At 51.0% G+C, this 26,252-nt stretch carries 24 protein-coding genes; 2 read left to right on the top strand and 22 right to left on the bottom strand.

The window, feature by feature from the left end; all coding sequences use genetic code 11:
- Window positions 1-9: 9 nt before the first annotated feature.
- The 15 genes from F0P93_RS07010 to F0P93_RS06940 form a co-directional block, all read right to left on the bottom strand.
- Entirely contained in the window at window positions 10-1,359 is a 1,350-nt protein-coding gene (locus tag F0P93_RS07010; RefSeq protein WP_150875611.1) for an O-antigen ligase family protein, read from the bottom strand.
- 157 nt (window positions 1,360-1,516) lie between these two features.
- Window positions 1,517-2,479, bottom strand: coding sequence for a hypothetical protein (locus F0P93_RS07005; RefSeq protein ID WP_150875610.1), 963 nt, complete (start codon window positions 2,477-2,479; stop codon window positions 1,517-1,519).
- A 7-nt stretch (window positions 2,480-2,486) separates the two neighbouring features.
- Entirely contained in the window at window positions 2,487-3,515 is a 1,029-nt protein-coding gene (locus F0P93_RS07000) for a glycosyltransferase family 2 protein (protein WP_150875609.1), read from the bottom strand.
- The gene (locus F0P93_RS06995; protein ID WP_150875608.1) at window positions 3,499-4,332 is read right to left on the bottom strand and encodes a DUF5672 family protein; all 834 of its coding nucleotides are present in this window, start codon (window positions 4,330-4,332) and stop codon (window positions 3,499-3,501) included. Before F0P93_RS06995 ends, F0P93_RS07000 begins: the two co-directional genes overlap by 17 nt.
- Window positions 4,333-4,434: 102 nt before the next feature.
- Window positions 4,435-5,418, bottom strand: a complete 984-nt coding sequence (locus tag F0P93_RS31470; protein ID WP_191908744.1) for a glycosyltransferase family protein — start codon at window positions 5,416-5,418, stop codon at window positions 4,435-4,437.
- A complete protein-coding gene (locus F0P93_RS06985; RefSeq protein ID WP_225309390.1) occupies window positions 5,415-6,125 on the bottom strand; it encodes an NAD-dependent epimerase/dehydratase family protein in 711 nt (236 codons plus the stop codon). Before F0P93_RS06985 ends, F0P93_RS31470 begins: the two co-directional genes overlap by 4 nt.
- The gene (locus tag F0P93_RS06980; protein WP_150875607.1) at window positions 6,109-7,305 is read right to left on the bottom strand and encodes a glycosyltransferase family 4 protein; all 1,197 of its coding nucleotides are present in this window, start codon (window positions 7,303-7,305) and stop codon (window positions 6,109-6,111) included. The genes F0P93_RS06985 and F0P93_RS06980 overlap by 17 nt, the downstream gene beginning before the upstream one ends.
- Before the next feature lie 11 nt (window positions 7,306-7,316).
- A complete protein-coding gene (locus F0P93_RS06975) occupies window positions 7,317-7,970 on the bottom strand; it encodes an acetyltransferase (protein ID WP_138990908.1) in 654 nt (217 codons plus the stop codon).
- 100 nt (window positions 7,971-8,070) lie between these two features.
- A complete protein-coding gene (locus tag F0P93_RS06970) occupies window positions 8,071-8,769 on the bottom strand; it encodes a WbqC family protein (protein WP_150875606.1) in 699 nt (232 codons plus the stop codon).
- Between the two features lie 58 nt (window positions 8,770-8,827).
- Window positions 8,828-10,870, bottom strand: coding sequence for an ArnT family glycosyltransferase (locus F0P93_RS06965; RefSeq protein WP_150875605.1), 2,043 nt, complete (start codon window positions 10,868-10,870; stop codon window positions 8,828-8,830).
- 144 nt (window positions 10,871-11,014) lie between these two features.
- A complete protein-coding gene (locus F0P93_RS06960; protein ID WP_150875604.1) occupies window positions 11,015-12,088 on the bottom strand; it encodes a DegT/DnrJ/EryC1/StrS family aminotransferase in 1,074 nt (357 codons plus the stop codon).
- Window positions 12,081-13,352 carry an ABC transporter ATP-binding protein gene (locus tag F0P93_RS06955; RefSeq protein ID WP_150875603.1) on the bottom strand — a complete coding sequence of 424 codons (1,272 nt, stop codon included), beginning with the start codon at window positions 13,350-13,352 and terminating at the stop codon, window positions 12,081-12,083. The genes F0P93_RS06960 and F0P93_RS06955 overlap by 8 nt, the downstream gene beginning before the upstream one ends.
- Before the next feature lie 93 nt (window positions 13,353-13,445).
- Window positions 13,446-14,285: an ABC transporter permease gene (locus tag F0P93_RS06950; protein ID WP_114405824.1), complete on the bottom strand. Its 840-nt coding sequence runs from the start codon at window positions 14,283-14,285 to the stop codon at window positions 13,446-13,448.
- A gap of 81 nt (window positions 14,286-14,366) precedes the next feature.
- Complete coding sequence (locus F0P93_RS06945) at window positions 14,367-15,464, bottom strand: hypothetical protein (protein WP_150875602.1); 1,098 nt, start codon at window positions 15,462-15,464, stop codon at window positions 14,367-14,369.
- Between the two features lie 35 nt (window positions 15,465-15,499).
- Window positions 15,500-18,076 carry a polysaccharide biosynthesis/export family protein gene (locus F0P93_RS06940; protein ID WP_150875601.1) on the bottom strand — a complete coding sequence of 859 codons (2,577 nt, stop codon included), beginning with the start codon at window positions 18,074-18,076 and terminating at the stop codon, window positions 15,500-15,502.
- A 319-nt stretch (window positions 18,077-18,395) separates the two neighbouring features.
- Between F0P93_RS06940 and F0P93_RS06935 the strand changes: the two genes are divergently transcribed.
- Both F0P93_RS06935 and pheA read left to right on the top strand, forming a co-directional pair.
- Window positions 18,396-20,288: a DNA topoisomerase IV subunit B gene (locus F0P93_RS06935; RefSeq protein ID WP_150875600.1), complete on the top strand. Its 1,893-nt coding sequence runs from the start codon at window positions 18,396-18,398 to the stop codon at window positions 20,286-20,288.
- Between the two features lie 101 nt (window positions 20,289-20,389).
- A complete protein-coding gene (gene pheA, locus F0P93_RS06930) occupies window positions 20,390-21,466 on the top strand; it encodes a prephenate dehydratase (protein ID WP_150875599.1) in 1,077 nt (358 codons plus the stop codon).
- Between the two features lie 118 nt (window positions 21,467-21,584).
- On the opposite strand, the gene F0P93_RS06925 is transcribed toward pheA, so the two are convergent.
- From F0P93_RS06925 to F0P93_RS06895, 7 genes are all read right to left on the bottom strand, one after another.
- The gene (locus tag F0P93_RS06925; protein WP_150875598.1) at window positions 21,585-22,517 is read right to left on the bottom strand and encodes a bifunctional riboflavin kinase/FAD synthetase; all 933 of its coding nucleotides are present in this window, start codon (window positions 22,515-22,517) and stop codon (window positions 21,585-21,587) included.
- Window positions 22,514-23,212 (bottom strand): tRNA pseudouridine(55) synthase TruB, encoded by a 699-nt coding sequence (gene truB, locus F0P93_RS06920; RefSeq protein ID WP_150875597.1) that lies wholly within the window; start codon window positions 23,210-23,212, stop codon window positions 22,514-22,516. Before truB ends, F0P93_RS06925 begins: the two co-directional genes overlap by 4 nt.
- A 4-nt stretch (window positions 23,213-23,216) precedes the next feature.
- Window positions 23,217-23,996 (bottom strand): undecaprenyl-diphosphate phosphatase, encoded by a 780-nt coding sequence (locus tag F0P93_RS06915; protein WP_138990897.1) that lies wholly within the window; start codon window positions 23,994-23,996, stop codon window positions 23,217-23,219.
- Window positions 23,993-24,196, bottom strand: coding sequence for a DUF3098 domain-containing protein (locus F0P93_RS06910; protein WP_114405816.1), 204 nt, complete (start codon window positions 24,194-24,196; stop codon window positions 23,993-23,995). The genes F0P93_RS06915 and F0P93_RS06910 overlap by 4 nt, the downstream gene beginning before the upstream one ends.
- A gap of 62 nt (window positions 24,197-24,258) precedes the next feature.
- Complete coding sequence (locus tag F0P93_RS06905) at window positions 24,259-25,137, bottom strand: cell division protein FtsX (protein ID WP_150875596.1); 879 nt, start codon at window positions 25,135-25,137, stop codon at window positions 24,259-24,261.
- 323 nt (window positions 25,138-25,460) lie between these two features.
- Window positions 25,461-25,667, bottom strand: coding sequence for a hypothetical protein (locus tag F0P93_RS06900; protein ID WP_150875595.1), 207 nt, complete (start codon window positions 25,665-25,667; stop codon window positions 25,461-25,463).
- Between the two features lie 165 nt (window positions 25,668-25,832).
- Window positions 25,833-26,225, bottom strand: a complete 393-nt coding sequence (locus F0P93_RS06895; RefSeq protein ID WP_150875594.1) for a DUF779 domain-containing protein — start codon at window positions 26,223-26,225, stop codon at window positions 25,833-25,835.
- Between the last annotated feature and the right edge of the window lie 27 nt (window positions 26,226-26,252).

The following is a 26,252-nucleotide window of genomic DNA, read 5'->3' as shown; positions in this document are numbered from 1 at the left end:
GTTAGAGCCTCAGAGTGCCGGTTTAACCACCGGATGATTAAGCAGATTGGGGGAGTAGAGGTGACTAATTCCCACAAAGCGGATCATCAGACAGAACGGGTGCCAGAACGAGATTTCGTAAGGACGACCGTTCGTAAACAACTGTACGAACAGCATGATATAAAAATACGCCAGGAAGGTCGAAAGGGTGTCAGGGTTGTCGCGGATGGTCTTCAGGCTGTAAAAGAGGGCCGAGAAACAGAAGGCCGTAAATGTTACAAAACCGGGAATGCCGTGGTTGATCAGGGCTTCCATCAGCGGCACATCCAGGTAGGTAGACTTATACCCCTGGCCGACGAGGATAACGTGAATATGGCCTTCCAGGATGTTTTGCAGGTAGACAAAACTGGTAGCCCGGTTGCCCGCCGAGGCATCGAGGGTGGCCGCAAACTGATTCTGGACCTTCATCCCCAGAACCGCATACACGTTCTCCAGATTTCGTTCTATGAAAGCGACAGCATAGCCATAGAGGATAGCAATCAGATCGCCGTTTTTGCGCATGAAATAGGAAATACCCATGAAAGCCACGAAAAACAACAAGAGCGAAGCCGGTCGTGTCAGACCGTGTATGGCCTCTTTGATCTGCCGTGGGCGGATATTGAACATAAAAAACAGGCCGATGATCAGAATCAGGGCCACGATGCTCGAGCGGGTTTGCGTCATGACCAGAATGCCCATGCTGAAAACACAGGAGCCCAGGGCCAGAATCCGGACAATGAAACCCGTTTGGGGGCGGAAGGCCCAAATCCCACAGGCCACGACGCACATCAGGGCATTCCGGGAAAAGACGTGGGGGTTCCCGGATCGATATTCTCCCTCACCATACTGAATTGCAGCCCGTTGGCCGATGTTCCAGGTGGGGTCGGTCATCAGGGCATACACCAGAGCCAGGTTGGAAATCACCGTAAAAGCAATCACAATCGGCACAAAAACCTCGATGATGTCGTTCGGAATGTTAATCAGCAGAAACAAGAACAGGGCTACATAAATGTAATAAATCGTATCCATCGTGCCGTCTCTGAACCACTGGTCGCGGTAAAAAGCCATGTAGAAAATGATCACGGCAAAAAACAGCAGAGCCATGTTCAACAGGTTGGTATTCAGTCGATAGAGTTTTCGCAAGAAGTGGAACGGAATCATCAGTGCGAAGCCCAGCGCCAGAAAAGCCGCTGTAAAAGCCGTACTTCCCGGTGCAATGCGAAGTGTTTCCTTAAAAAAGAAAATCAGGGGATAGCCGTCGATAACCATTAAAATACCGACGACATACCGCATCAGGTGTATTTTTCGCCAAGTAAACAGTTCTTTCAATGACGATAGCATAGTGTATTCGTTTTATACGATTTTAAAAATAGCGCAATGGTCCTGATCTGATCACAAGGACAATTGTATTTTTTTAATATCTATACAAAGATAGAGAAAAGAATAGTCAAGAATGAACAATGGACAATGAATAATGAGCAACGGTGTTTTTGAGTACTTACATTTTGCGGGGAATATCGACCGTTTCAATAAACTGAACGGTTTCGCGCAGCGTCTCAACGGCTTTTTTGCGCCAGCCTTTCACGGGTGGTTTGAAGGACTGAAGACCGTAGGCCGGCACAACTGACCCCAGCCCATTCCGGTCGAATGCGCGCAGGCGGGTTTGGTAGTCGCCCAGCCACTTTTTAATGGTCGGAAAATTCGCAATCCGAACCCGATCCTGCGCCTGAAAATAGCCCTCCTGATCGACTAACCCTTTGTAATTCAGAAAAACAACCGGATTACTTTCTGTCATGGGTCGTTCGTGCAGATTCCATAAGCCAAGGTGCCAGCCGGGGTTTTTCACGATTGTAACGCCTTCGAACAATCCAGGGGTCAGTGCCAGCCAGATCTGGTCGGTATACATGCCTTCGCAGGGGCGGGCAAAGGCCCGTTCCGGCACCCGATGACTCCACCAGTCCAGAAACCGGGCCGCTCCGGCAGACCGTTTCAGACCGAGAAAACCGGAAGCGTATAAACCGATATTCTGAAGGTATTTTTCGTCCGGAAAGGCATTGTCCGTCACCGGTTTGAGGAGATGTGGGGTCAGCACAAGCGTCGCATCGGCATACCGGTTCGACAAGTCCGTCAGCGGTTGGAACAAAACAACAGACGGATCGAGATAGACGAGCCAGTTGCTTTGCGTTTGATTTTTATAGACGTGATTGATAAACAGCGGTTTGCAGGCTGCCACCATTTCGGCAGGAGTGTATTGTTGCGAAAGCTGCGCCAGATCCGGAATCGCCAGCTCGCTGATCAAAACCACCGGATACGGGATTTGAAAACCGGTTGGCAGGTTTGAGGCCTTATCGCAAAGCCCAATGACGAACGAATCGCCGGGATGCTGTTGTTGCACACTTTCGCCCAGAGCGAGGGCCTGCGGCAGTTGTCGGATGGTGCAAACGGTCAGAAATGTCATCATAAGTTGGTTACTCTACTAAATCGCCCAAAGCCGCCAGAAAAGGCGCATACTGATTCGCTTCCTGATCGGCATAGCGGTGGTAATTTCCGGCCACCAGTTCCCGAACGACCGAACCGATCCGGGAAAACCGCCCGTCGGGCATCGTGCTTCGCCGGGCATAATGCGCCAGCCGCCGTTCAAACTGTTCGATTCCCGGTGTTCTAGCCGCGATTCGTTGCGTTACCAGGGTGTATAAATCCTTCAGTTCCTGGTGCTTGCGAATCAACGGGTCGAGTTTCTCCTGATGCGGACGCGAAAACCGGTCTTTGAACCGCACCGGTTTTCCGGCTTCCGGCGGACGGGTACCGACCTGCTGTTTTTCGTGGGTTCGGTACCAGACCAGCGGTTTTTCGTAAAAATCGATCGTGCCTTTGGCGGCTGTCACCAAACCCATCCAGCCGTCATAAATGTAATTAGGCAGGTTTGGAATCGGTAAAAACGACGTCAGCAACCGCCGACGCAGGGCCGAGGTGCAGCCCATCACCCGGTTGCCGTCCAGCAACACTTCCACCGCTTCGCCCCGACGCCACCGCTCGCGGATGGGTTCGGTAAACCGCACGGCATCCCAAAACAGACGGCCGGTATTGTTGAGGCTGGTGTCGGCGATGACGGCATTGCTGAACACCAGATCGACCTTCGGGTGTTGAATCAGGTAGTTGGCGAGCGTTTCGATTTTTTCGGGCAACCACCAGTCGTCCTGATCGCAGATAAAGATCAGCTCTCCATTGCAAAGTGACAGGGCTTTTTCAAAGTTTTTATTGAATCCCAGGCGGGTCGCATTCCGGATGATCTGGACGGGAAAAGGGGCTTTGGCGGCAAATTTTTCCAGGATCGCCCGCGTCTGGTCGGTCGAATCATCGTCGCAGACGACCAGTTCGGTTGGTAACCGGCTCTGTTTCAGGATACTCCCTAGCTGCGTTTCCAGATAGGCTTCGCCGTTGTAGGTGCAAAGTGCCACCGAGATCGTCGGCTGGGTCGGATCAGATGGTGTAGCCATAGGTTGCAAAGATGGGCCGCCAGTAGTCGGTTCCGTGAATGTTCCAGGCGTGGCAACCGAAGGGTAACTGGCCTTTGTTATAGGTTTGAATGGCGCGTTCGGGATAAAATTCGACCGAAAACCGCAGTGCCGTCCGAAAATCCGGAACGCTGATCAGTGGAAAATACCGGTTAATTTCAATACCCCAGAACACATCTTCGTTGTATTGATGCGCGTGAATTTTCTCGTAATCAGCAATTTTCTTCTTGTAAAAGCGAATCCAGCGCAGCAGCGAAGGGATTTTGCGCAGCGAAAAACCGCCATTGCCCACCCCGTTGAGGGAGGTGATTTCGCGCGGGGTAACGCCGTCGTCCTTCTTCAGATCCAGCCAGATGGCGATTTTTTTCTTGATGTTGAACACGGTTTCGTCTTTCCAGTCGGCAAAATCGCGGTCGCGGAGCCAGGGAGCCCCGATGTATTCGTAACCCTTCCGGCACCATTCCGCCAGTTCATCCCGAAACACAAACGCATCCAACTGGTAAATGAGCATGTATTCGAAATCCGTAAAGGCCTGATAGTAATCTTCCGAAAGCATCAGCCGGTTATACGACTGCACGTCCTTGAAAAACGCATCGTCAAACGTCCGCACCTGGAGTTGCGGGTGCGGCTGGGTCAGGTACGACACATCCAGGGAACGGGGGGTTACCAGAATAAGCGGGTGCTGACCCAGCACGCGCAGGCACTGCGTGAGCGAAATTTGTTCATACGCCGTCAGCGACGATTGATAAACCGGAATGACCACACAGGCGACCTGCGGACTTTTACGTAGCTTGTTCATTTTTCGGTTTTCGGTTTACGGTTTACCGTTTTCGGTTGGCTGATGCACATAGTGGAACGCGTCAGCCAACCGAAAACGGTAAACCGTAAACCCGTAAACTAATCACCGGTTTTCGAGCACCGAAATCAAACGATCGATTGGCGATTTCAGGGCTTTTCGGACGCTTTGGTAATACAGCGTTTTTGGTGGCTTGATGTAAAAACAGGGGTAATTCCGGTACGTTTCGTTCTGATTATCAAACAGCCGCTGTCGGTAGAGTTCAAACAACGGCACCACATCGGGGCGTTGCGCAAAGGTAAACCGATTCTGGTATTTGGAGATTTCCTGCGGTTTGTGAATTCCGTAGCCGCTGTAGTGGAAAAACTGCAAATCCGCCGTTTCATTGACCTTCCAGACGCCATTCTGTTCCGAGAAAAACCGCTCGTGGAGATTCCAGTAGGCGGCATTGTAACCGGGATGCTTTTCAATCCAGACCTTGTCGTAATAAATCGGCGCAAAATTCACCCAGTGCTGATCGACGAACAACCCGTTGCAGAGGTCGATGCGACACTCGTTCACCAGCCGTTTTTTCCACCATTGCACAAACCGGTTGGACTCCTCGCTTTTCTGCAACCCAATAAACCCCAGGTTGTAGGTGCCGGTGTTCAGGTGGTTCAACTCGTTGGGAATCAGCCAGTCGGTGATGGGTTGGCAAATGTGTGGGGTCACCACCAGGTTGTATTCGCTCAAATGCTGTTTCAGTCGGGTAAGCGGCTGAAAAACAATGATATCCGGGTCGAAATAGATGACCTCGGTGGCGTCGGAATAGTGTTTGAAAAAGTAGTCGATGTAAAACGGTTTGACGGCGGTATTCAACTCCGTGATGTCGTACCGCTCGCACATGCCCGCAAAATCCTCGATGTCAATCTGGTCGATTTCCAGCATCGGATAGGCAGGAACCAGCTCGGGGGGCAGGTGGGCCTGATCCAGCTTATCGACCAAACCGATCACATACTGCCAGTCGGGATTGGTTTGCCGCAGCGAGTCACCCAGGGTTCGGGCCTGAGCGAGGTAGTTGATCGAACAAATCGTGAAAGCTAGCGTCATGCGTAATATTTCTGCAAGAGGTGTTTTAGGTAGCGTTCGGGCTGAAGATCAGCGCGTTGGTCCTGTAAAACAGCCGCACTTTGGGTGGTATCTATTTCAAAGGGTTGACCTTTATCGATCAGCCGGTAAAGGGCTTTCAAACCGAGTTGCTTTTCGATGGCCTGCACAATGTCCAGCGGTTTGACGCTGTATGGATTGGCCACATTGATCATCTGGTTCCATTCTCCCGGTCCGCGATCGATGTACGCCGTCACAATCCGGTACACATCATCGACATCGATCAGGTTCCGGGTGGCACCCTGCCAGACGTCGAACGGTTCGTGGTTTCGGATGCGGTTGACAAAAAAATTCAGAACCGTATGCGGATTGTCCGTTTTACCCACAACGTTCGAAGCTCTGATAATCAGGTAGTTTTTGCAATTTTCGGCGATGTAGTTTTCCAGAAACAGCTTGTGGGTCACGTACGGAGAACCCTGCTCGGTGGGGTCGGTGACGCTGCACGTACTGAAATAAACAAAGAGCCGCTTTTCAGACGACGCGATGGATTCTTCCACGAGCTTTTGCTCGCGGGCAAACGCCGACGCCCGGTTTTCCTTGGAATTGGAAACCCCGGAGGCAAAAATCAGAACATCATCCCGGTCGTCGAAAGCTGAAAAACGCCGGGCAATCATACCGTTTCCAACGACCATGCTAGGGAGTGTGTTCATTCAACGCGGTTTCAAGAATGGCCAGCAGACGGGGCACCAGCACCCCGGCATCATGATTCATGGCCCGCTGGTAAAAAATCGCCCCAACCCGGCTGCGTTCGTCCGGTGCGTTGGCCAGCCGTCGGATCACATCAGCCAGGGCTGTAACATCGGAATAATCCACCAGACAACCCGTATCTTCCCCGACAAAATCCGGACTGCCGCCCGAATCGCGGAAGCACAAAACCGGGATCCGGTTCAGGCCCGCTTCAAGAATTACCAGCGGATACGGATCTTCGCGCGAGGTTAAGGTAAAGATGTCAAAACAGGCAAAATAGTTCAGGTAATCGCCCCCCGGTTCGATCAGGATCACACGCTCGTTGAGTCGCATCCGTTCCAGATCGTACGTCAACCGGCGGTATTCTTCCCCTTTTTTGGGAACGCCAATCCAGACAAAATAGGTGTCGGGGTGCGTTTTCAGCACCTGCTGCGCCATCAGGACGAACAAATCCACGCCTTTCCGCCATTCAGCATTGCCGCAGCCACCCACCACCACAGCATCGGGCGGGATGCCCAGCCGGGTGCGAATCGCGGGCTGGTCCACGCTTTGCAACGTGTTCAGCAGCGATTCGGTGCGAATGAGTGAATTGAGGACATTGGTTTTTTGGGGGGCCAGTCCGTGATTCTGAATCAGATTCTGCCGAACCGCATCCGAGCCACACAGAAACAAGGTGGCGTGGTCGAGCTGGTAGCGCAGTTCGTTCGGTTGGGTATAAATATGAATCGATGTTTCCAGTTCGTGAACGTAGGAAACAAAGGGCAATCCCAACGGTTGAAGCCGTTGCAATAAACCGCCGTTGGCGATGGTATTTGAAAAGATCAGATCAAACGACTGCGCTTCTAAAACCGGGAGCAGTTCAGCAAAAAGCTCGCTTCTGGGATCGTTATCCTGGTTCGAATTGCCAACCCCCAGCCGCTTGAAAGCCCGGGTAATCAGGCCATTGGGCTGCGGTGGCGCGGGCGGAACAAAACCGGCGTAGACCCTGGTAACCCGTTCGTAGTCGGGCAGGAGCGGTCCGCCATCCCCCAGCAACAAGGCCGTTTCGACTCCCGACTTCTGTAAAAAAGTCAGCAGGTGAAGCAGTAAATATTGTGCGCCGGCCCGGTTGGCATCGTGGCCGATAAAAAGAATCCTGGTCAAGAGAAAAATGATTAATAAACTTTGTGACTCGGAATGGGGCGTTTTTCGGCGGGATTGCCCATGTAAACACCCCAGGCTTCGGTCGATTTGATGACGGCTGCGGCCATGCCCACCAGCGTGCCTTCGGCAATGTGCAGGTAATCGCGAATGGTGCTGTTGACGCCGAAAAAGCTGTAGGAATCCACCACGCAGTGACCTGACAAAACGACGTGCGACGTGAAAAAGACGTGATCCTTGATCTGTCCGTGGTGGCCAATGTGATTGCCGCTCCACAACACGACGTTGTTGCCGATGGTTGTGAAAGGCTGAATCGTATTATCCTCCAGAATAAAGCAGTTTTCGCCGATCGGGTTGTTGAAGAGCGTCGCTTTGGAACTGACGTAGGAAATGCACTCGTACCCTTTTGCCTTGGCTTCGAGGTAAATCTTCTCCCGGTTTTTGTTCATTTTCCGGCCCGTCATGGGCGCGAAAAATTTAAATTCCTGCGGGGGATACACCGTTTCAATCTCTTCAAAAGCGACCACCGGAAGCCCTTTGAACTCGGTTTCTTTCAGGTAATCCCGGTTGAGGGCAAACGCAACCACCTCGTGTTCAGAGTCATGCGTTAAATAAAAATGCGCGAGTTCGGCGGTATCCAATACGCCGAAGATGATCACTTTTGCCATATTTTAATTTTGAATGATAGAATGAGTGAAGATAGAATGTCCGGGGAATCAGGTCGATGAATAGTTTTATTCATCCATTCTATCATTCACTCATTCAAAATTAAATTAACTCAAACTCTTTCAGCATCTCCTGCACCGCCGGTACGTCGTTGAACATCAGCACGTCGGCGATGGAGAGCCAGGGTATAAATTCGTTCTGAAACTGGGGATATTCCACCCGTTTCGACTGAATAAAAAACAGTTCAATGCCCGCGTCGGCAAACCGCTGCCGGTCATAGAGTTCCATGCCCCCGATGGGATTGATGTACCGGGTTGCTTTTTCCTGCAGGCAGATGTCCAAAATCCGTTCCTGCCCCCGAAGTTCGCTGTTGTTGTACTGATCCGACGATGGAACCAGTTCCGTCTGAATGCCGATGTAGTCGTTGAGCAATGGAAAACTTTCACGAACCAGTTCGGCAATCGTTCGAACCTCCAAGTTTACGATTTTTTCCAGCAAGGGGAATACCGTTTTATAAAAAGGTGCTTTCCGATACGACTGACCGAGGGTTTGCAGCAATTTTTGTCGCCATTTCGGATCGTCGCTCAGGTTGATGTCGGCAATCCGCTTATTCTGGCTGGCATCCTTGAGCGGCACCGTGAGCATAAAATCCTTGCCGTTGACCAGAATCCGGTTTCGGTTTACCCAGCCGCGATTGATGAACGCCACGTCGTCGTAAAAAATAAACTTATCGACCTCGTTCATCAGTTGCAAGTATCCGATGTAAGGCAAAATATAGGGCTGCATGATGGCAATGGTCATCTCGGTAAACGGTTTTCAAAAACCGTCTTTTGTGTGGAAACCGGCTTCGAAAGTCCGGCTACTTCAATTTTCGCAAATAATAATCCTCACCCGGTACGATCAGGTGAGTCATGGTGGTGTCGGTTCCCAACCGTACATCGCCCGGTTGCGGTTTGATGACGTTTTTCGAGAAAAAAAGATAATCCGCTTCTTTCGGAATGGGTTGAACCCCTTTTTCGAAGGGATTGATCACAATCAGCCGCCGGGAGAGATTTTTGCCGTACAGGGGGTATTCAAAATCGTCGTTGATGGTTCCCAGGGCAACCGTCGCGTTTTCCGGCACCAGCGTATCGAAGCGTTTGTAGGGAACATAGCTATCGGGCCGGAACATCATCTGCGAATACATCCGTTCGGCACTGAACGCCGACGGGCGACCATAGGCGGGAAGCGGCAAACAGCGCTCATTTAGAAAAACCGTAAACAGGGCGGAAAGACACCCGACGTTAATGACGAAACCCACATACGTTTTGAGAATCACCCGGCCCGGTTTCACGATATTCAGCCAGCGGTTCGTAAAGAGGATGGGTAAAAAGAGCGACCCCAGCAAACCGGTTTCGATAAAATACCGCCCTTTGAAGGGATCATACGGTGCCGAATAGGAGAGGGCCAGAAAGTGCAGCACGAAGGCAACCGCCAGGAAAAAGTGGGCTTTTGAGCGCAGGAGGCCCAGCAACGACAGCGCGACCAGCGGCAGAATCAGGCCGAAACCGATAATACCCCAGTAGGGATTGGCATTGTAAAACTCAAACCGACGGCTGAAAACGAAAGGGAAGATTGAAAAGTCGGTTTCCTCGTCCAGCCGCATTTTGGTGACTTCTTCCAGTTTGACCAGCGGTTTTCGCATGATCACGTTGGCGTCCAGACCCCATTGCGTGTTGCGCAAACCGTCGAGGTTGATGTGATCGTAGCCGTACCGAATGACATTTCGGCTGCCTTGTTCCAGCAAATTCCGCAACGGCCCGGCGCGTTCCACCGACTGGTGTTTCAGGGCGGTCGGTGGCCCAATTGGGTGTCCGAATACTGCGATGTTTTTAAGATACCCCGTTGGCAGCATCCACAAACAAACACCAACGATGAAAGCCGGTACGACGTGTTTGAGTCGCTGAAAAAAGATCGAAGGTGTGGGTGCCCAGAAAACCGTGTAGATCATCAGGACAAACAGCGACGGCAGGAGCAGCGTAAATGTAACTTTGTGGCCGTAGGCAATCCCGAAAGTGATGCCGGCCAGATACAGATACCGCGCATCGCGGGTGGTTTCCGTGCCGGATTCGCGGTAAGCAAACAGGAAATACAGGAAACTCCCCAGATAGGCCGTCAGGACAATATCGGTTTCGGTCGTAACGGCCTGCATCAGAAAATCGGGCAGCAGGGCGTAACACAGGGCGGCAAAAAAACTGGCGGACAGGTTCCGGGCAATGCGTTGGGCAATGCCGAAAACCGCGATAATGGCCATCCAGTAGGACAGATGGTGAATGAGTTTGAAGGCGTTTTCGAAGCGGCCGGTGATCAGAAAAGAATAAATCTGGATCGTACAGACGCTTTTGGGGTAGGTGTCGATGTTCCAGTTCGTACCGCCAAAATGCCGCATACTGCCGCGCTGGATGTATTGCATCACCCGGTTCAGGTGGCCGGTCATGCTGTCCCATTCGTTCGGGGGCGTGAGCAGCACCAGCAACAGGTTGGTGATGGCAATGACGCCCAGGGTTGCCAGCAGAGTCGTGAAAAGAACCTTGAAATAGAGGGACAGTGAGCGGTACCAGTTGCCAAATGTTTCCCGCCTTTCCCGCAACAACGATCCCACCGACCAGCGCGGCTGATTGACGAGCCTTCCAAAAACCAGACGCAAAACCGTTAAGGTCAGAAAAACGGCAAACGCCCAAACCGGCGTAGTGGCTGTCAAATACAGGGCGGAAAGGCAATAACCGGTCAGAATAACGCTACCGGCAAAGAGAATGAAGCAAACCAGCAACCACTCGGTCAGCGATCGTCGGCTGATACCGGCTGCGGTGTTGCCAATGTAAACAACGAACAGGGCAAACGTAAGCAGGTAAAAGAAAGTCATGATGTAATGCTGGCAGTGAATTAGCGTATGAATGAAAAATGTAAAATGATGAATGTAAAATTTAAAAGTGATAACCGGTTCAAGGCTACCGTGTAAACTATTTTTACATTTCTAATTCTTCATTTTACATTTTTCATTCTTTTTTTAAACGTATTTATTCACAATCTCGCAAACCTGATCGATCACTTCTTCTTCCAGATCGGGATACATCGGCAGGCAGAGGGCCCGGAGCGCAATGCTTTCCGAAATGGGGCAGGGTTGGGTGGTTTTCAGGAACGGCAGGGTATTCAGCGAGGGGTAAAAATACCGCCGGGGATTGATCTTTACCTGTTCCAGTGCCGCTTTGATTTCCAGCAATTTGGCCTCAGTTTCCAGAACAATCGGATAATAGGCGTAATTGTAGCCGGTTTCGGGCTGAATCACGGGCCGTTGGATCTTCGAAAGGTTCAACTGCGCATCATAGCGGGCAAACCGCTCTTGGCGGGCTTCGATCAGTTTCGGCACCACGGGCAGGTTGCAAATCCCCATCGCGGCATGAAATTCGGAGTTTTTGCCGTTGATGCCCATGTCGATGTAGTCATCGAAGCGGTGCCCAAAGCTGCGGTACAGATTGAGTTTTTCGGCAATGGCGTCGTCATTGCAGGTAACCAGACCGCCTTCGATGGTGTGGAATACCTTCGTTGCGTGGAAACTACACGTGCTGATGTCGCCGTATGACAGGGCAGACTTACCTTTGTAGGTGGCGCCAAATGAATGTGCTCCATCGTAGATCACCTTCAGATTGTGCTTTTTTGCCAGGGCTTCGATGGCCTCGATCTGGCAGAGATTTCCGTAGACGTGGGTGGCCAGAATAGCCTCCGTGTTTTCGGTGATCAGCGGTTCGATCTTCAGCGGATCGATCGTGAAATCATCTTCCCGAACATCGGCGAAAACCGGCGTGCAGTTTTCCCACAGGATGGCGTGCGTACTGGCACAGTACGAAAATGGGGTGGTAATGATCTCTTTGGTGAGCCCCAATGCCTTGATTGCCATTTGCAAAACGATGGTTCCGTTTCCGCAAAACAGCAGGTGATTGATGTCAAGATACGCCTTCAGCTCTTTTTCCAGTTGCTGGACGAGCGGACCATTGTTGGTCAGGTAGACACGTTCCCAGATTCCCTCAAGATGCTTGACGTATTCTTCGAGGGGAGGCAGGTACGACTTGGTGATGTTAATCATTCAGAATGTTTTCTTCCATCATTTCGGTGTGGAACTTCAGTTGCGGACGCACATAGCCTGGCCATTTGCCATACCATGCCACACCGTCGCGGTAATCGGCAACGTCAAAGATAAGTCCTTCTTCCATATTGTACAGCGGAGTGACGGTATCTTTTACAATCATCATGGAGACGTTATACGTCCCATCGTTCAGAAAGTGACCCGGTACCAGACATTCGCCCGCGATGAGCCCCTTTGAATAGGGTTGGGATTGCGTTCCGACGTTGAAAATACATTCGCCGGTCATGGAGTTCATGTGAAGGCTCAGGTTGAGGTTGGCCTTGTCCATGAAGTTCCAGTATTCGAACCGAACGCGGAAAGGGGTGCGAACGTCGATAAAAATCTGATTGTCAACGTATTCGGGCAGGATTTCGATTTTCTTGATCCGCACCAGATCATTGCCGGGAGCCTCTTCCGGGGTATTCCACTCCCGAATCAGTTTCGTTTTTGAAATTTTGCTCAGATACGACGCGACGACCTGGTTGGTTTCGCCCTGTTCGATCAGTTGCCCGCGTTCGAAGTAGAGCGTCCGGTTGCAGAGCGCCTGCACGGCCGTCATGTTGTGGCTTACGAACAGAATGGTCCGGCCGCTGGCCGAAACATCGCGCATTTTGCCCAGACTTTTTTTCTGAAACTCGGCATCACCGACTGCCAGAACCTCATCGATGATGAGGATTTCGGGATCAAGGTGGGCGGCAATGGCAAATCCCAGCCGGACGTACATCCCCGACGAATACCGCTTGACGGGCGTATCCAGAAATTTCTCGATGCCGCCAAAATCGACGATCGCGTCAAACTGCTTCCGGATTTCTTCCCGGGTCATGCCCAGAATGGCGCCGTTGAGGAAAATATTTTCGCGACCGGTCAGCTCGGGGTGAAAACCGGTGCCGACTTCGAGCAGACTGGCAATGCGGCCCCGGATGTGAATCCGGCCCGTGGTGGGTTCGGTAATTTTGCTGAGAACTTTCAGCAGCGTGGACTTACCGGCCCCGTTGTGACCAACAATCCCGATCCGGTCGCCCTGCTCGACGCTGAAATTAACGTCCTTCAGGGCCCAAAAGTCTTCGTGTTCAATGTGTTCGGTCTCCTCGTGTGGAGACTTCTTGCCATTAAAAACCTTCCGTATCTGGTCGCCCAGGGCATCCTTGATACTGGTGCTGCCCTTGCCCCGTTTATGGTCGATGATGTATCGTTTGCTAATATCTTCTGCTGTAATGACCGCCATAGCTTACTAAGTTGCCCGTTGTAAGTTGTTTGTTTTCAGTTAACTAACGTAAATAAACACATTCTGTTCAAAACGAAACCCAGCAACTTAATTTTAAATATCATCCACAAAGGAGTTTTCCCGTTTCCGGAAAAAATAAATGGAGATGAACAAAAAGATTGTAATAATCACCACTGAATTAATCACACTGGTCGGATTGAAAAAGGCTTTCTCACCCAATAACGACCATTTGAATCCGTCGATAATGCCCACCATCGGGTTCATGTAATAGATCGGGTGCCACCATTCGCCGGCATTTTCTTCTACCAGCCGGCTGCTATACGCAATCGGGCAGGCATAAAAACCGATCTGAACGATGAACGGTATGAGCTGACCAATGTCCCGAAATTTGACGTTGAGCACCGCAAAGATAAGACCAAATGCAAACGATGCCAGCAACGCCAGCAGGATAAAGAACGGCAGAAACAGGATGTGCCAGTCGGGCCAGAACTGGTACCAGATCGTCAGAACCACGAACAGGCCCAGCGCCACCAGAAAGTCGATGAAACTCACGACTGACGAACTGAGCGGCATGATCAGCCGGGGAAAATACACCTTCGTGACCAGGTTCGAGTTGGCCGTGATGCTGGTGCTGATCTGGGTGAACGAATTGGAAAAAAAGGTCCAGATTGTCAATCCGGCCAAAATCATGAGTGGATACGGAATGCCGGGATCGCCCTTCAGTTTCGCCACTTTACTGAAAACGAAGAACATAATCATCATCGTAATCAGCGGACGGATCAGACTCCAGGAGGTACCCAGGATGGTTTGCTTGTAGCGAACCGAAATGTCACGCATGGACAAAATATAGAGCAATTCCCGGTTTTTCCAGAGATCCCGCCAGTAATTCTTTTCCGACCGGCCGGGTTCAATAACCACTTCGTGTGTTTTCACAAACTTGAATAAATGAAGAGTGTAAGTAAGTACCCTCCCTCGTGAACCGTGCGGTCGGTGAGGGAGGGTTCATTGGCAATATTAGCTCTGCATGATGCTGTAGAAGGTCTGTCTCAGGAAGATGAAGATCAGACCCAGAATGAGCCCCATGACAATACCGGCCTGAAAGGCAAACGGTTCGTGAGTTTCCTTGAACAGCGGCAGCGAAACGGGTTCCACAATGGTAAACAGGGGCGCTTCCTTGATCAGACTAAGCTTCAGGTTGTCGACGCTTTGAACCGCTCCGTAGTAAAGTTGTTGCAGAAAAGTCGAGTTGCGGGTCAGTTTCGACTGCTGAAGCTGCCCTTCGGCCACGACAACCTGCTGATTCTGGTCAATGTAGCGGGCCAGGTTCGAATCATTACGTCCCAGTACGCGTCCCAGCGAATCCCGGCGGTTTTCCATCAGCACCAGCATTTCTCGGGTTTTGCGGTTTTGTTTTTCCGTAAAGTCTTCCTGTACGGTTTCCAGCAGAACGTCCAGCCAGGTGGCCGCCAGCATTTCGGCGTGCATCCCTGTTCGGAGGGTGAGGAATGACGATTTCCGATCGAGCTGGGCAATCGAGGTTTCGCCTTTGATGCGGTTGAAAACCCCATCCAGTGCCTTGTTTTCCAGCCGGGTGAAGGTTTTGGGATCTTTTCCCCGGATAAAGCGGAAGTTCCGCAACGTATCGTCGTCTTCCCACTCATCGTCGCGAATCCCGCTCTTGTTGATGTAGTAGTTGACCATCAGGTCTTTGTGGTTGGCGGTTGTGTCCACCTCTTTCAGCAACGACCGGGTGATGATCGGTTTGGAAACCACATAATACATGAAGTTTTCACCCGTAAAGATGTTGGCATCCGGAGCGCCACCACCCAGACCAAACATACCGGCCAGGTTGCCCAGTTCGCCCAAACCTCCCTGGCTTGATCCACCTCCGAGGTTAAACGTAATGTAACCCGTGTAAGTCGGCCGTTTGTCCGTATTGAAGTCAATAATAAAGCCGATTGCTCCGCCGATCACCATAAAGATGGCCAGCAGCTTCCAACTGCGGATTAATTGGTCTTTGAACAGGATGACCCGGTTGACAACTTCCTTGGGCGATACCTGATCGGGAGGCAGTTGATTTTTGTCTGTTTTTTTTGAATCAATGGTTTCCATACGAAGTCAGATTACCAAAGCGATTTATGTCTGAATTAACGAAGCAACCGGAATGCCAACACCGTTGTGATCAATGTCATGATCGAACTGAGCACGCCGGTGGTGTTCGAAATGAGCTGCTGCGGGGTCAATTCGCCCTTGGTTTGCTGCGGAACAATAATTTCGGAACCGGGTTCAACGCGTGGATACACATTGAAGAATGCAAACCGGCGTGTCCGGTCGGCCGACCCGTTGGCATACACGACATAAGCGCGTTTCCGGGCTGAACGGCTGGTGAACCCACCCGCCTGCGAAATGTAATCCTGGAATGTTTGCCCTCTCCGGTATTTCGCCGTTGTGGGCAACAGCACTTCTCCACCAACCCGTACGGTTTCCAGTTGTTTCGGAATTCGCAAAATATCGCCTTCTTCCAGAATCATATCTTCCGCCGAACCCGGATTGCTTAGAATCTTCTGCAGGTTGATGCCGATCAGTTGCTCTGTAACATCGGTGGTCACTTCGGGCTTCACAATCGCCTTCGGCGTGTCATCGGCCAGTTCGGTAATGGTTTGCTGCCGCAACTGTTTTTCAGCCTCACTAAGCTGAATGGTCCGAACCAGCGTGGCGCCCTGGACGTATGCAAACGGCGTAATGCCACCCGCCATTTTGACCAGATCCGAAACACGCTGGTCTTTCGTTACCACCGGATATTCACCCGGCATGACCACTTCCCCTTCCGCATTGACAAACGTCTGGATGCGGTAATTGGGCGACCGGCGCACGATGACCTGATCGTAGGGAAAGAGCGGAAACTGCGTATCGGTTGGTTTCATGCTGAGATCCCGATCGACGTTGAATCGGAAAATTTCCGAAACCTGAGCCGATTTTGAACTCACATCGACGTCTTTTTTCCGACGGACAATTTCAATCTGCGCGGCCGCGGCCGATTCTTTCAAGCCACCCGCCCGCAAAATCAAATCTTCGAGCGTCATGTTGGCCACATACGGCGTAGCCGCAATCGGAGTGATGACTTCACCGGTGATGCTGATTTCGGCAAATTCGGCCATGTCGAAGCGGGAAGGAATAATGACCTGATCTTCCCGTTTCAATTCCACATCCGGCTTCACGCCGTTCATAATATCGACCAAATTTAGGGAGATATTTTCGATCGCCATGTCTTCGCGGGTGCGAACGATTTGAATCCGGCCCGTAAAGGCTTCTCCTTTCAGACCTTCAGCACTGGCAATCAGTTGTTTCAGGGTTTTGTTCTGATCCAGCGAATAAATGCCCGGACGGAAAACCGCTCCCTGAATACCGACCTGATTCTCGTAGCGGACCAACACGCCTTCAACCACGACCTGGTCACCATCTTCCATCGGGAAGGTCGGGAAATCCGATTCCACAACGTCGATCACTTTCAGTTCCCGGTTCGTAAACCGGGTCACTTTGATGCGGGCTTTGTAGGCATTGCTGCTAAAACCACCGGCCAGTTCGAGCAATCGCGCCATGGGTTCGCCGGGCAACATTTCAAAAATGTTGTTGCGTTTGGTCGATCCGTTAATTTCCACGTGCGACTTGAACGTCTGGAAGCGTACGTTATCGTTGTCCTGCAAGCGGATGTCGTTCCGCTGAATTCCGGTCGTCAGGAAGTCATACAAATCGATGGAGGCCACGACCCGGTTGTTGCGGATCACCTGAACGTTCCGGAACGAGCCAATTTCGCTCGGACCACCGGCCTGGTAAATCACGTTCATGGCCGTCGAAAGCGACGATACGGTGTAGGTTCCCGGCCGGACGGCTTCGCCCGTCACCGTTACCCGGATGCTGCGAATGTCACCCAGTGTGACGATCATGTACGTATTGGCCGCTCCATAAGGTCCGCTTTTCAATCCGACGTATATTTTTGCCAGCCGATCCAGAATACGACCTCTGGCCTGTTCGATGGTTAGACCGGAAACATGAACCGGTCCTACGCGCTGGAGGTAGATAAATCCGTCGGGGTTAACTGTGGTCTGGTAAACGGCTTCCGAATAGCCGTAGATGTTGATGTTTAACTGATCATTGGGACCCACTACGTAACCTTTTGGTGTAGCAATGTTGATGTTCGGCTGAAAAACGCTGCCGTTGGCCGGATCGTTAAAAAGCTGATACCCGAATAATTTACGCCGTTGTGCGGCCAGTTCCCGTTCCCGCAGGAGTTCGGCTTCCGTTTTTAGCTGAGTCTCATTCTGGTCGTCCAGAGGTTGCTCGGTGGCATTCTGGCTGCTTCCGTCAGGAGCGGTTTGCTGCCCGTTCTGGTTGGTGCCTGTCGTGCCGTTTTGCCCGGTCGTTCCGCTCTGGCCCCGGGTTCCCTGCTGATTGGTGCCCTGTTGTGTCGTACCCGTTGCGCCGGTTGTTCCACGGGTTCCCTGTTGAGTCGGTACGGTCGTGCCTTGCGTACCGCGGGGGGCGTTACCGGTTTGTCCCGGAAGCTGTCCGGCCGGTGCCTGACCCTGCGTGGGGCGCGGCATACCGGAAGGGAGCGTTGAGGGAGCCGACGTGGGGGCTGAAGGAGCCTGAATGACCTGAGCTGCCGCATTGAAGCCAGTACAGAGCAGCAATACACCTAGAATGGTTTTGCGGAAAAATTGCATCGAAGAGTAGGCGGAAAAATTTGAGCTAAAACAGTGGAAATGTGGATATTTTTGCATATTTTTAAGAAAGTATACGACCGATTTCCGGCGCTCAATCTCATTTGCTTTGGTTTGCTATCGGTAGTAAATCGTGCATTGGCGGTTTTTGACGCACTTTGCGCTACAAAGTAAACGAACTTTTACTACTTTTTAAACATTTTCTTTTTAAAGGTCAAAATTTCATATTTTGCGAACACACGATAAACCACAGACCGCTGATGAATGCGTTAAAAAACGGTTTTTCGGGTGTTTTCTGACGTAAAACCAGTTTAATAGTCATATGGCAGATAGTAATCAGGTTCAGTACACAGAAGACAGTATCCGGTCGCTCGACTGGCGGGAACACATCCGGCTCCGGCCCGGAATGTACATCGGAAAGTTGGGCGATGGGTCAGCCGCGGATGACGGAATCTATGTATTGATCAAGGAAGTAGTAGACAACTGTATTGATGAACACGTGATGGGCAATGGCAAGCTCATCGACATTAAAGTGACCGACCACCGCGTTGAAGTACGGGACTATGGCCGGGGAATCCCCCTCGGAAAGGTGGTCGATGTGGTATCCAAAATCAACACCGGCGGGAAATACGATTCGGGCGCGTTTCAGAAATCGGTGGGGCTGAACGGTGTTGGTACCAAAGCGGTCAATGCCCTGTCCACCCTGTTTCGTGTGCAATCGTACCGGGAAGGAAAAACCGTCTGGGCCGAATTTGAACGCGGTATTCTGGTTCGGCAGGGCGAAGATTCCACCAACCAGCGCAATGGAACCCTGGTCGTTTTCGAACCGGACAACACGGTTTTCAAGAATTTTCATTACATCCCGCAGTTTCTGGAAAATATGATCTGGAACTATTGTTACCTGAACGCCGGGTTAACGATCAGTTTCAACGGCCAGAAATTTATTTCGCAAAACGGACTGCTCGATTTGTTGCGGAATAAAACTGACGAAGATGCCCTGCGGTACCCCATCATTCACCTGAAGGGCTCCGACATTGAGATTGCGCTGACGCACGGCAATCAGTATGGCGAAGAATACTATTCGTTCGTCAACGGGCAGTATACGACCCAGGGCGGAACGCACCTGGCAGCTTTGCGTGAAGCCTTTGTGAAAACCATCCGCGAATACTTCAAGAAGGAATATGACGCGGCTGACATTCGGGCGTCGATCATTTCGGCCATTAGCATCCGGGTGCAGGAACCGGTTTTTGAGTCGCAGACCAAAACCAAACTGGGTTCCATCAACATGGCACCCGACTCCAACAGCACGACGGTTCGTTCGTTTGTGATTGATTTTATCAAAAATCAGTTGGACGATTTCCTGCACATGAACACCGAAACGCGGGAAGCCCTCAAAAAGCGGATCGAGCAGTCGGAGCGGGAACGGAAAGAACTGGCGGGGATTAAAAAACTGGCGAACGACCGGGCGAAGAAAGCCAACCTGCACAACAAGAAGCTGCGCGATTGCCGGAATCACCTTCCCGACATCAAGTCCGACGACCGGTATAACACCACGCTGTTCATCACCGAAGGAGATTCGGCCAGCGGTTCCATTACGAAATCAAGGAATGTACAGAATCAGGCGGTGTTTAGTCTGCGCGGAAAGCCGCTGAACTGTTTCGGGCTGACCAAGAAGGTGGTGTATGAAAACGAAGAGTTCAATTTGCTGCAACACGCCCTCGATATTGAGGACGGCCTGGATACGCTGCGTTACAACCGCATCGTGGTGGCAACCGATGCCGACGTCGATGGCATGCACATCCGGTTGTTGCTGATGACTTTTTTCCTGCAATTTTTTCCGGATTTGGTTCGGAATGGCCACCTTTACATCCTGGAAACGCCGTTGTTCCGTGTTCGGAATCCGAAAAACCACAAAGAGACCCATTACTGTTATTCGGAAACTGAAAAACAGCAGGCCACCGACAAATTGACCAAAGGCGGTAAAAAAGTAGAAATTACACGCTTTAAAGGTTTGGGAGAGATTTCACCGGAAGAATTTGGCCTGTTCATTGGTGACAACATGCGTCTGGAGCCGGTGATTATGGAAAAAGAAACGTCCGTTCCGAAATTGCTCAGCTATTACATGGGAAAAAACACCCCGGATCGCCAGCGTTTCATCATCGACAACCTCCGCATCGAGAAAGATATGGAGGAAGTGGCGCTGGTATTGGAATAAGTTATATGAGTTAGGAATTAAGAGTGAAGAGTTATGAGTGAAGAGTTTCATGCGTCAGCCAACTCTTCACTCATAACTCTTCACTCATAACTTTTTTAAAAGTGACCCTCGAATCCCTCCGTACACAGATCGATTCCATCGACGATCAATTGTTGCATTTGTTAAACCAGCGCATGGAAGTGGTGCGGCAGGTTGGCGAATTAAAGAAATCGAACAAATCCGTTATCTACCGCCCTGAGCGGGAGAAGCAGATTCTGGATCGGTTGCACGAACTGAACAAGGGCCTGATGACCCCGGCAGCTATCGACGCCATTTACCTGGAGATTTTTGCGGTTTCGCGGAATCTGGAAATGCCGGAGCGGGTGGCGTATCTCGGTCCGGAAGGAAGTTTTACCCACCAGGCTGCCGAAAGCCGGTTTGGGGCCATGAGCGATTACATGGCCCTACCCACCATCCGGTCGGTGTTCGAAAGTGTTGAAACGGGCCGCAGCCGGTTTGGCGTGGTGCCCATCGAAAATAACCAGGAAGGCGTGGTCAATGAGACGATTGATTTACTCTTCGAAAAAGACCTGCTGATTGCCGCTGAAGCCCAGATTCCGATTCATTTTACGTTTGCCACCCAAACCGACGTGCTGAGCGAAATCACGCACATTTATTCCAAAGACATTGCGTTCGGTCAGTGCAGCAAGTTTTTGCGGGATTATTTCGAGGGGTTGCCCGCTGAACTGATTCCGGTCGAGTCGACCTCCAAAGCGGCCAAACTGGCGGCCCAGCAACCCCGGGCGGCTGCCATCTGCTCCAACATTGCGTCCAAGTTGTTCGGCGTTCCGGTTTTGTTTGATAATATCGAAGACACCGATTTAAACCGAACCCGGTTTTTAATTCTGGCAAAGGACTTTGAAAACCAGAAGAGCGGTCGCGATAAAACCACCATTGTGGCCCGGCTGCCGAACACGAACAAACCCGGGGTTTTGGCGCAGTTTCTTCAGGAGTTCGATGCCCGTCAGATCAACCTGACCAAAATTGAAAGCCGCCCGCTGCGGGAAGGAGCAACCTTTAAATACTGGTTCCTGATTGAGTTTGAAGGTCACGCCAGCGACCCCGGCGTTCAGGAAATTCTGGAACACCACGGGGCGGATGTCAAATGGCTGGGGAGCTACGTGCGATCGCTGGGGTGATTTGGAAGAATTTTAAATGTGAAATGCCGGATGAAATGCCCCCAACCCCCTAAAGGGGGCTAAACCATCCGGATTTGAAAGCCCCCTTTAGGGGGTTGGGGGCATTTCATCCGGCATTTCACATCTTCAGAATCTCTCTCGTTTGTTCCACATCCAGTTGCATCTGATCCACTAAAGCCGCCAAACCTTCGAACTTCAATTCGGGACGCAGGTACTCGATAAACCGGACGGTCAGGTGCTCACCGTAAATTTCCTGGTTGAAATCAAAAATATACACTTCAATCGTGCGATGCGTGCCGCCGACGGTGGGCCGGGTGCCAATGCTCATTGCCCCCCCGAGTTTTTCGCCTTTGTAAATCACTTCGGCGGCATAAATGCCGTTGGCCGGTACCAGCTTGCTCGGATCGTCGACCTGAATGTTGGCGGTTGGGTAGCCAATGGTGCGACCCAGTTGCTGCCCTTTGACGATGGTTCCGCTCAGGCTGTAGGGACGCCCCAGAAACTTGGTAGCGGTTTTCAGATCACCTTCCAGCAAAGCCGCCCGGATTTTGGAGGAGCTAACCCCCACATCTTCCACATCCTGACGCGGGATTTCTTCAATCTCAAAACCGTAGTGGTGGGCGTGTTGCTGCAAATACTCGAAACTGCCTTCCCGGTTGCGGCCGAAATGGTGATCGTAGCCGATGACCAGTTTTTTCGTTCCGATTTTATCCACCAGGATCTGTTCGATAAATTCCGCTGAGGATAGTTCGGAGAACGAACGGGTGAAAGGAATCACCACCAGATTATCGACGCCCGCAGTCGCCAGCAACTCGGTTTTTTCTTCCAGTGTCGAAAGCAGTTTCAAGCCCTGACTGTCGTTGGAAACCACCGTACGCGGGTGCGGCCAGAACGTCAGCACCACGGTTTCACCGCCTTCGTCGCGACGGGCAATTTCGGTGAGCCGGGTTAAAATTTTCTGGTGGCCTAAATGAACCCCATCGAAGGTACCGCTGGTGACAACGGCGTGGGAGATGGGTTGGAAAGTATCGGTTCCGTGGTAAATCTTCATGAATGTAATGGCTCAGCCGGGCGGTTTTTGCTGATAAATCCGTCGACGGTGTCCGCTTCTTCAATCCGAAACGCACCGATTCGAGTTCGGCGGAGGGCTTTTAAATACGCGCCATTTTGCAAAAACAATCCCAAATCACGCACTAAGCTACGGATGTATGTCCCTTTTGAGCAAATAATCCGGAAATCAATTTCTGGAAACCGGTCGGTATCGACTTCAAAAGTAGAGATAGTCACCGTCCGGGATTTGATCCCACCCTCCACGTTGTCGGCGGTTTCACCCCGTCGGGCTTTTTCATAAAGCCGTTCACCATTGACCCGAACGGCGGAATAAATGGGAGGAATCTGGTCGATAACGCCGGTGAGTTGCTGAACGGCGGTTTGAATGGCTTCGGGCGTGATTCCGGAAACATCGAATTCGGCATCGAAATCCGTTTCCAGATCGACGGAGGGCGTGGTTTTGCCCAGCACCAGCGTGCCGGTATATTCTTTTTCCTGCGCCTGGTAGCTGTCGATTTGCTTGGTCATTTTACCGGTGCAGAGAATCAGCAGGCCCGTTGCCAGCGGATCGAGCGTTCCGGCATGGCCAATTTTCTTGAACTTCCCCGCAAATTTTAGCTTCTTAACGACATCGAACGACGTCCAGGTCAGCGGTTTATCGATGAGAATCAGTTGGCCTTCGTCGGGTTGCTGCATGGATTTAGACAACATCCAGTTTTACGCCGGCTGCCATCAGGCCCAGCAATAACAAGCCGAGTGCAATGCGGTAATATCCGAATACTTTGAAACCGTATTTGGTCAGAAAACCGACAAATCCGCGAATGGCGAGCAGGCCCACAATGAACGCAACAACGTTACCAATCAGCAGAATCTGAATATCGTCGGACTGAATGGTTTTGTAGGTTTTCAGTAATTTATAGCCTGAGGCTGCCGCCATGGTCGGAACGGCCAGGAAGAACGAAAATTCAGCGGCCTGTTTCCGCGTAAGTCCCTGGGTCATCCCGCCAATGATGGTGGCGGCTGAGCGGGAAACGCCTGGGATCATGGCGATGCACTGGAAAAAACCAATTTTGAGGGCTTCGGGAAACGTGACGTCGTAATCCCGCGGAAACTGCTTGAAAATGCGGTCGATGTAAACCAGTAGAATACCGCCCAGCAAAAGGGTAATGGCAACCACGGTTACATTTTCCAGCAGCGAATCGATGAAATCATTCAGCAAAAAACCGATGACGGCGGCTGGCAGAAAGGCCACGAGGAGTTTAAAATAGAAATCGGTCGTTTGTAAAAACCGGCGCCGGTAAAGCACCAGAACCGAAATGATGCAGCCGAACTGAATGTTGACCGTGTATAGCTTGGTAAATTCCGACTTGCTGATGCCGACCAGGGATGAGTAAATAATCATGTGTCCCGTAGAAGAAACCGGCAAAAACTCGGTTAACCCTTCAATAATGGCAAGAATAATCGCGTGGAGGAAACTCATTGATTCGTTGGTCGGCGCAAAATGGCAAAAAATTCAAGAATAAAACCACCCATGACAATCAGGGGCCCGATGGTTAGGCCCAGGGCTCCAAAGCCAAATTCTTCCGTGTCCATGCTCATCACGATGAAGCCCAGGAGAATAATCACCACGCCGATCACCATCAGGGTGTAGTTGGCGCGTCCGAAGGGAAGTTTACTCATGTAATTAAATGGTTTAATGGCTAGATGGTTTAAAAGGATGGCTGCTTAGACCATTCAATGGATTAGTACAAATCGTCCAGCGATAGGCTCAAATACCGGTGAACCGCCTGGAACGTGCTGATTAAGCCGATGATTACACCGAGTACAACGACGGCACCCAGCAAAATGGCAATTTTTTCGGGTTCTTGTAAGGTCGCCAGGCCATCGATGTTGCGGAGAGCTACCTGTAATAAAATGAACAGGAGCGCAGCGGCAACGATGCCACTCATCAGGCCCTGCGTCATGCCGCGCCGAAGAAACGGAAGTTGAATAAACCCGTTGGTCGCTCCGACGAGCTGCATGCTTCGGATCAGCAACCGCTGCGAATACAAGGCCAGCCGGATCGTGTTGTTCATCAGAACGACGATAATGACCAGCATAATCACCGCAAAAACCGACATGATGATGTAGATTTTAGTGATGTTTTTATTGATTTCGTCGACGATGTTTTCCTGGTAAATCACTTCAAAAACACCGTTGACGCTTTCCAGATCGGTTTTCACTTCCTGCAGCCGGGCTTCTTCAAAGTAATCCTCCTGCAATTTGATGCGGTAGCTGTCGCGTAATGGGTTTTCGTTCAGGAAGTTGGTAAAGTTCTCTTTGGTATCGGCCATAAACTCCTTGGCCGCCACGTCTTTGCTCACGAACGTAATTTGGGGTGAGGTCCCATTGAAAAGAACGTACGGTTTTTTAACGATTTCAGCGTGAAGCTTCTCGAGCTTGCCGGCATCCAGATCCTTGTCCAGAAAAACCCGTACTTCGTTGTTTTCACGAATATACCGGACCAATTTCTTGGACTGAAGCACCAGCATTCCACAAAAACCAATCAAAAACAAGGCCGAAGTCAGGCTGAAAAGAATCATCCCGCTCGGATACGCACCCACTTTCTTTTTTGAAGCCATAGAAAACTTCGTCGGGCAGTGTCATCCTGCCATGCCGACGTCGGTTACAAAAATACGGATTTTGCCCGAACACCAACTCATTCTGCTGGATAGAGGAGGGAGATTTAGGAAAAATTAAGAGATAGGGGGCAAAAAGAGGCAATTGGATCCGTTTCCTGTCGGGTCAGTACGGGCAGATGGATTGGATAACGTCTAAAACAAAATGGATTGGATAACGTCTAAAACAAAACCGTTCCCGCTCGTGGGCGTAGAACGATGCCTGACTTTAAAGCAGCAATCGTAAACCCATCAAACCGGGAACGGCCTGGTTATGCTTATTAATCTTAGCGATTTTTCTGTGTACGACCCAGGTTGTTGCGATCGTTGTCAGCTCCACCCATACCCGAATCTCCGTCGCGATTCATGTCACGATTGCCACCCGTTCCGGTGTCTTTCCGGCTGGTTCCCTGATTGCTTTTTGAACCTTGCTGGGTTTTTCCGCCATTACCACCTTCATTATGAGGTGCGTAACTCATTATGAACATTTTCATGACTAACTGTGGTTTTGTTGAACTTATAGAATAAATAATTGCCATAAGGCAATATTTCTGTAACTCTATTTCTCAACAGTCGGTTTGATCAATTTGAGCGAACGGCCCAGAACAAACGCAGTTCACGTTGAAAAAGCCATGGGATAAACCTGATTCGAACGGATTTCAGGCTTCGACCGGGCCAACGTGAACGGGCGTTAGCTGATCGAGTTCGTCGAGCTCGAAAAGCCGGGAGCGAATGAAAAACCGGATGCCAAGCGGAATTTCCAGTGAAAAACTGGCCCCCCGGCCGGGCGTTACGTCGATGGTCAGTTGGGTATGTTTCCAGTACTCGAACTGGTCTTCTGACATGAAAAAGTCACAGCCATGAACCTCGCCAAGCCAGACGTCGGAGGAGCCGATCAGGAAGTCACCTTTGGCAAAACACATCGGTGACGATCCATCACAACACCCTCCGCTCTGGTGGAACATCAATTCGCCATGCTCCCGGCGTAGTTTGTCGATGATGATAGTAGCAGCCGGTGTAATCTCAACGCGGGAAATAGATTGGGTAAGCATTGGTTGGATGGCTAAAAATGGTTGAAT

The organism is Larkinella humicola, from assembly GCF_008727875.1.
Classification (GTDB): Bacteria; Bacteroidota; Bacteroidia; order Cytophagales; family Spirosomataceae; genus Larkinella; species Larkinella humicola.
This window is presented reverse-complemented; position numbering and strand designations above follow the sequence as displayed.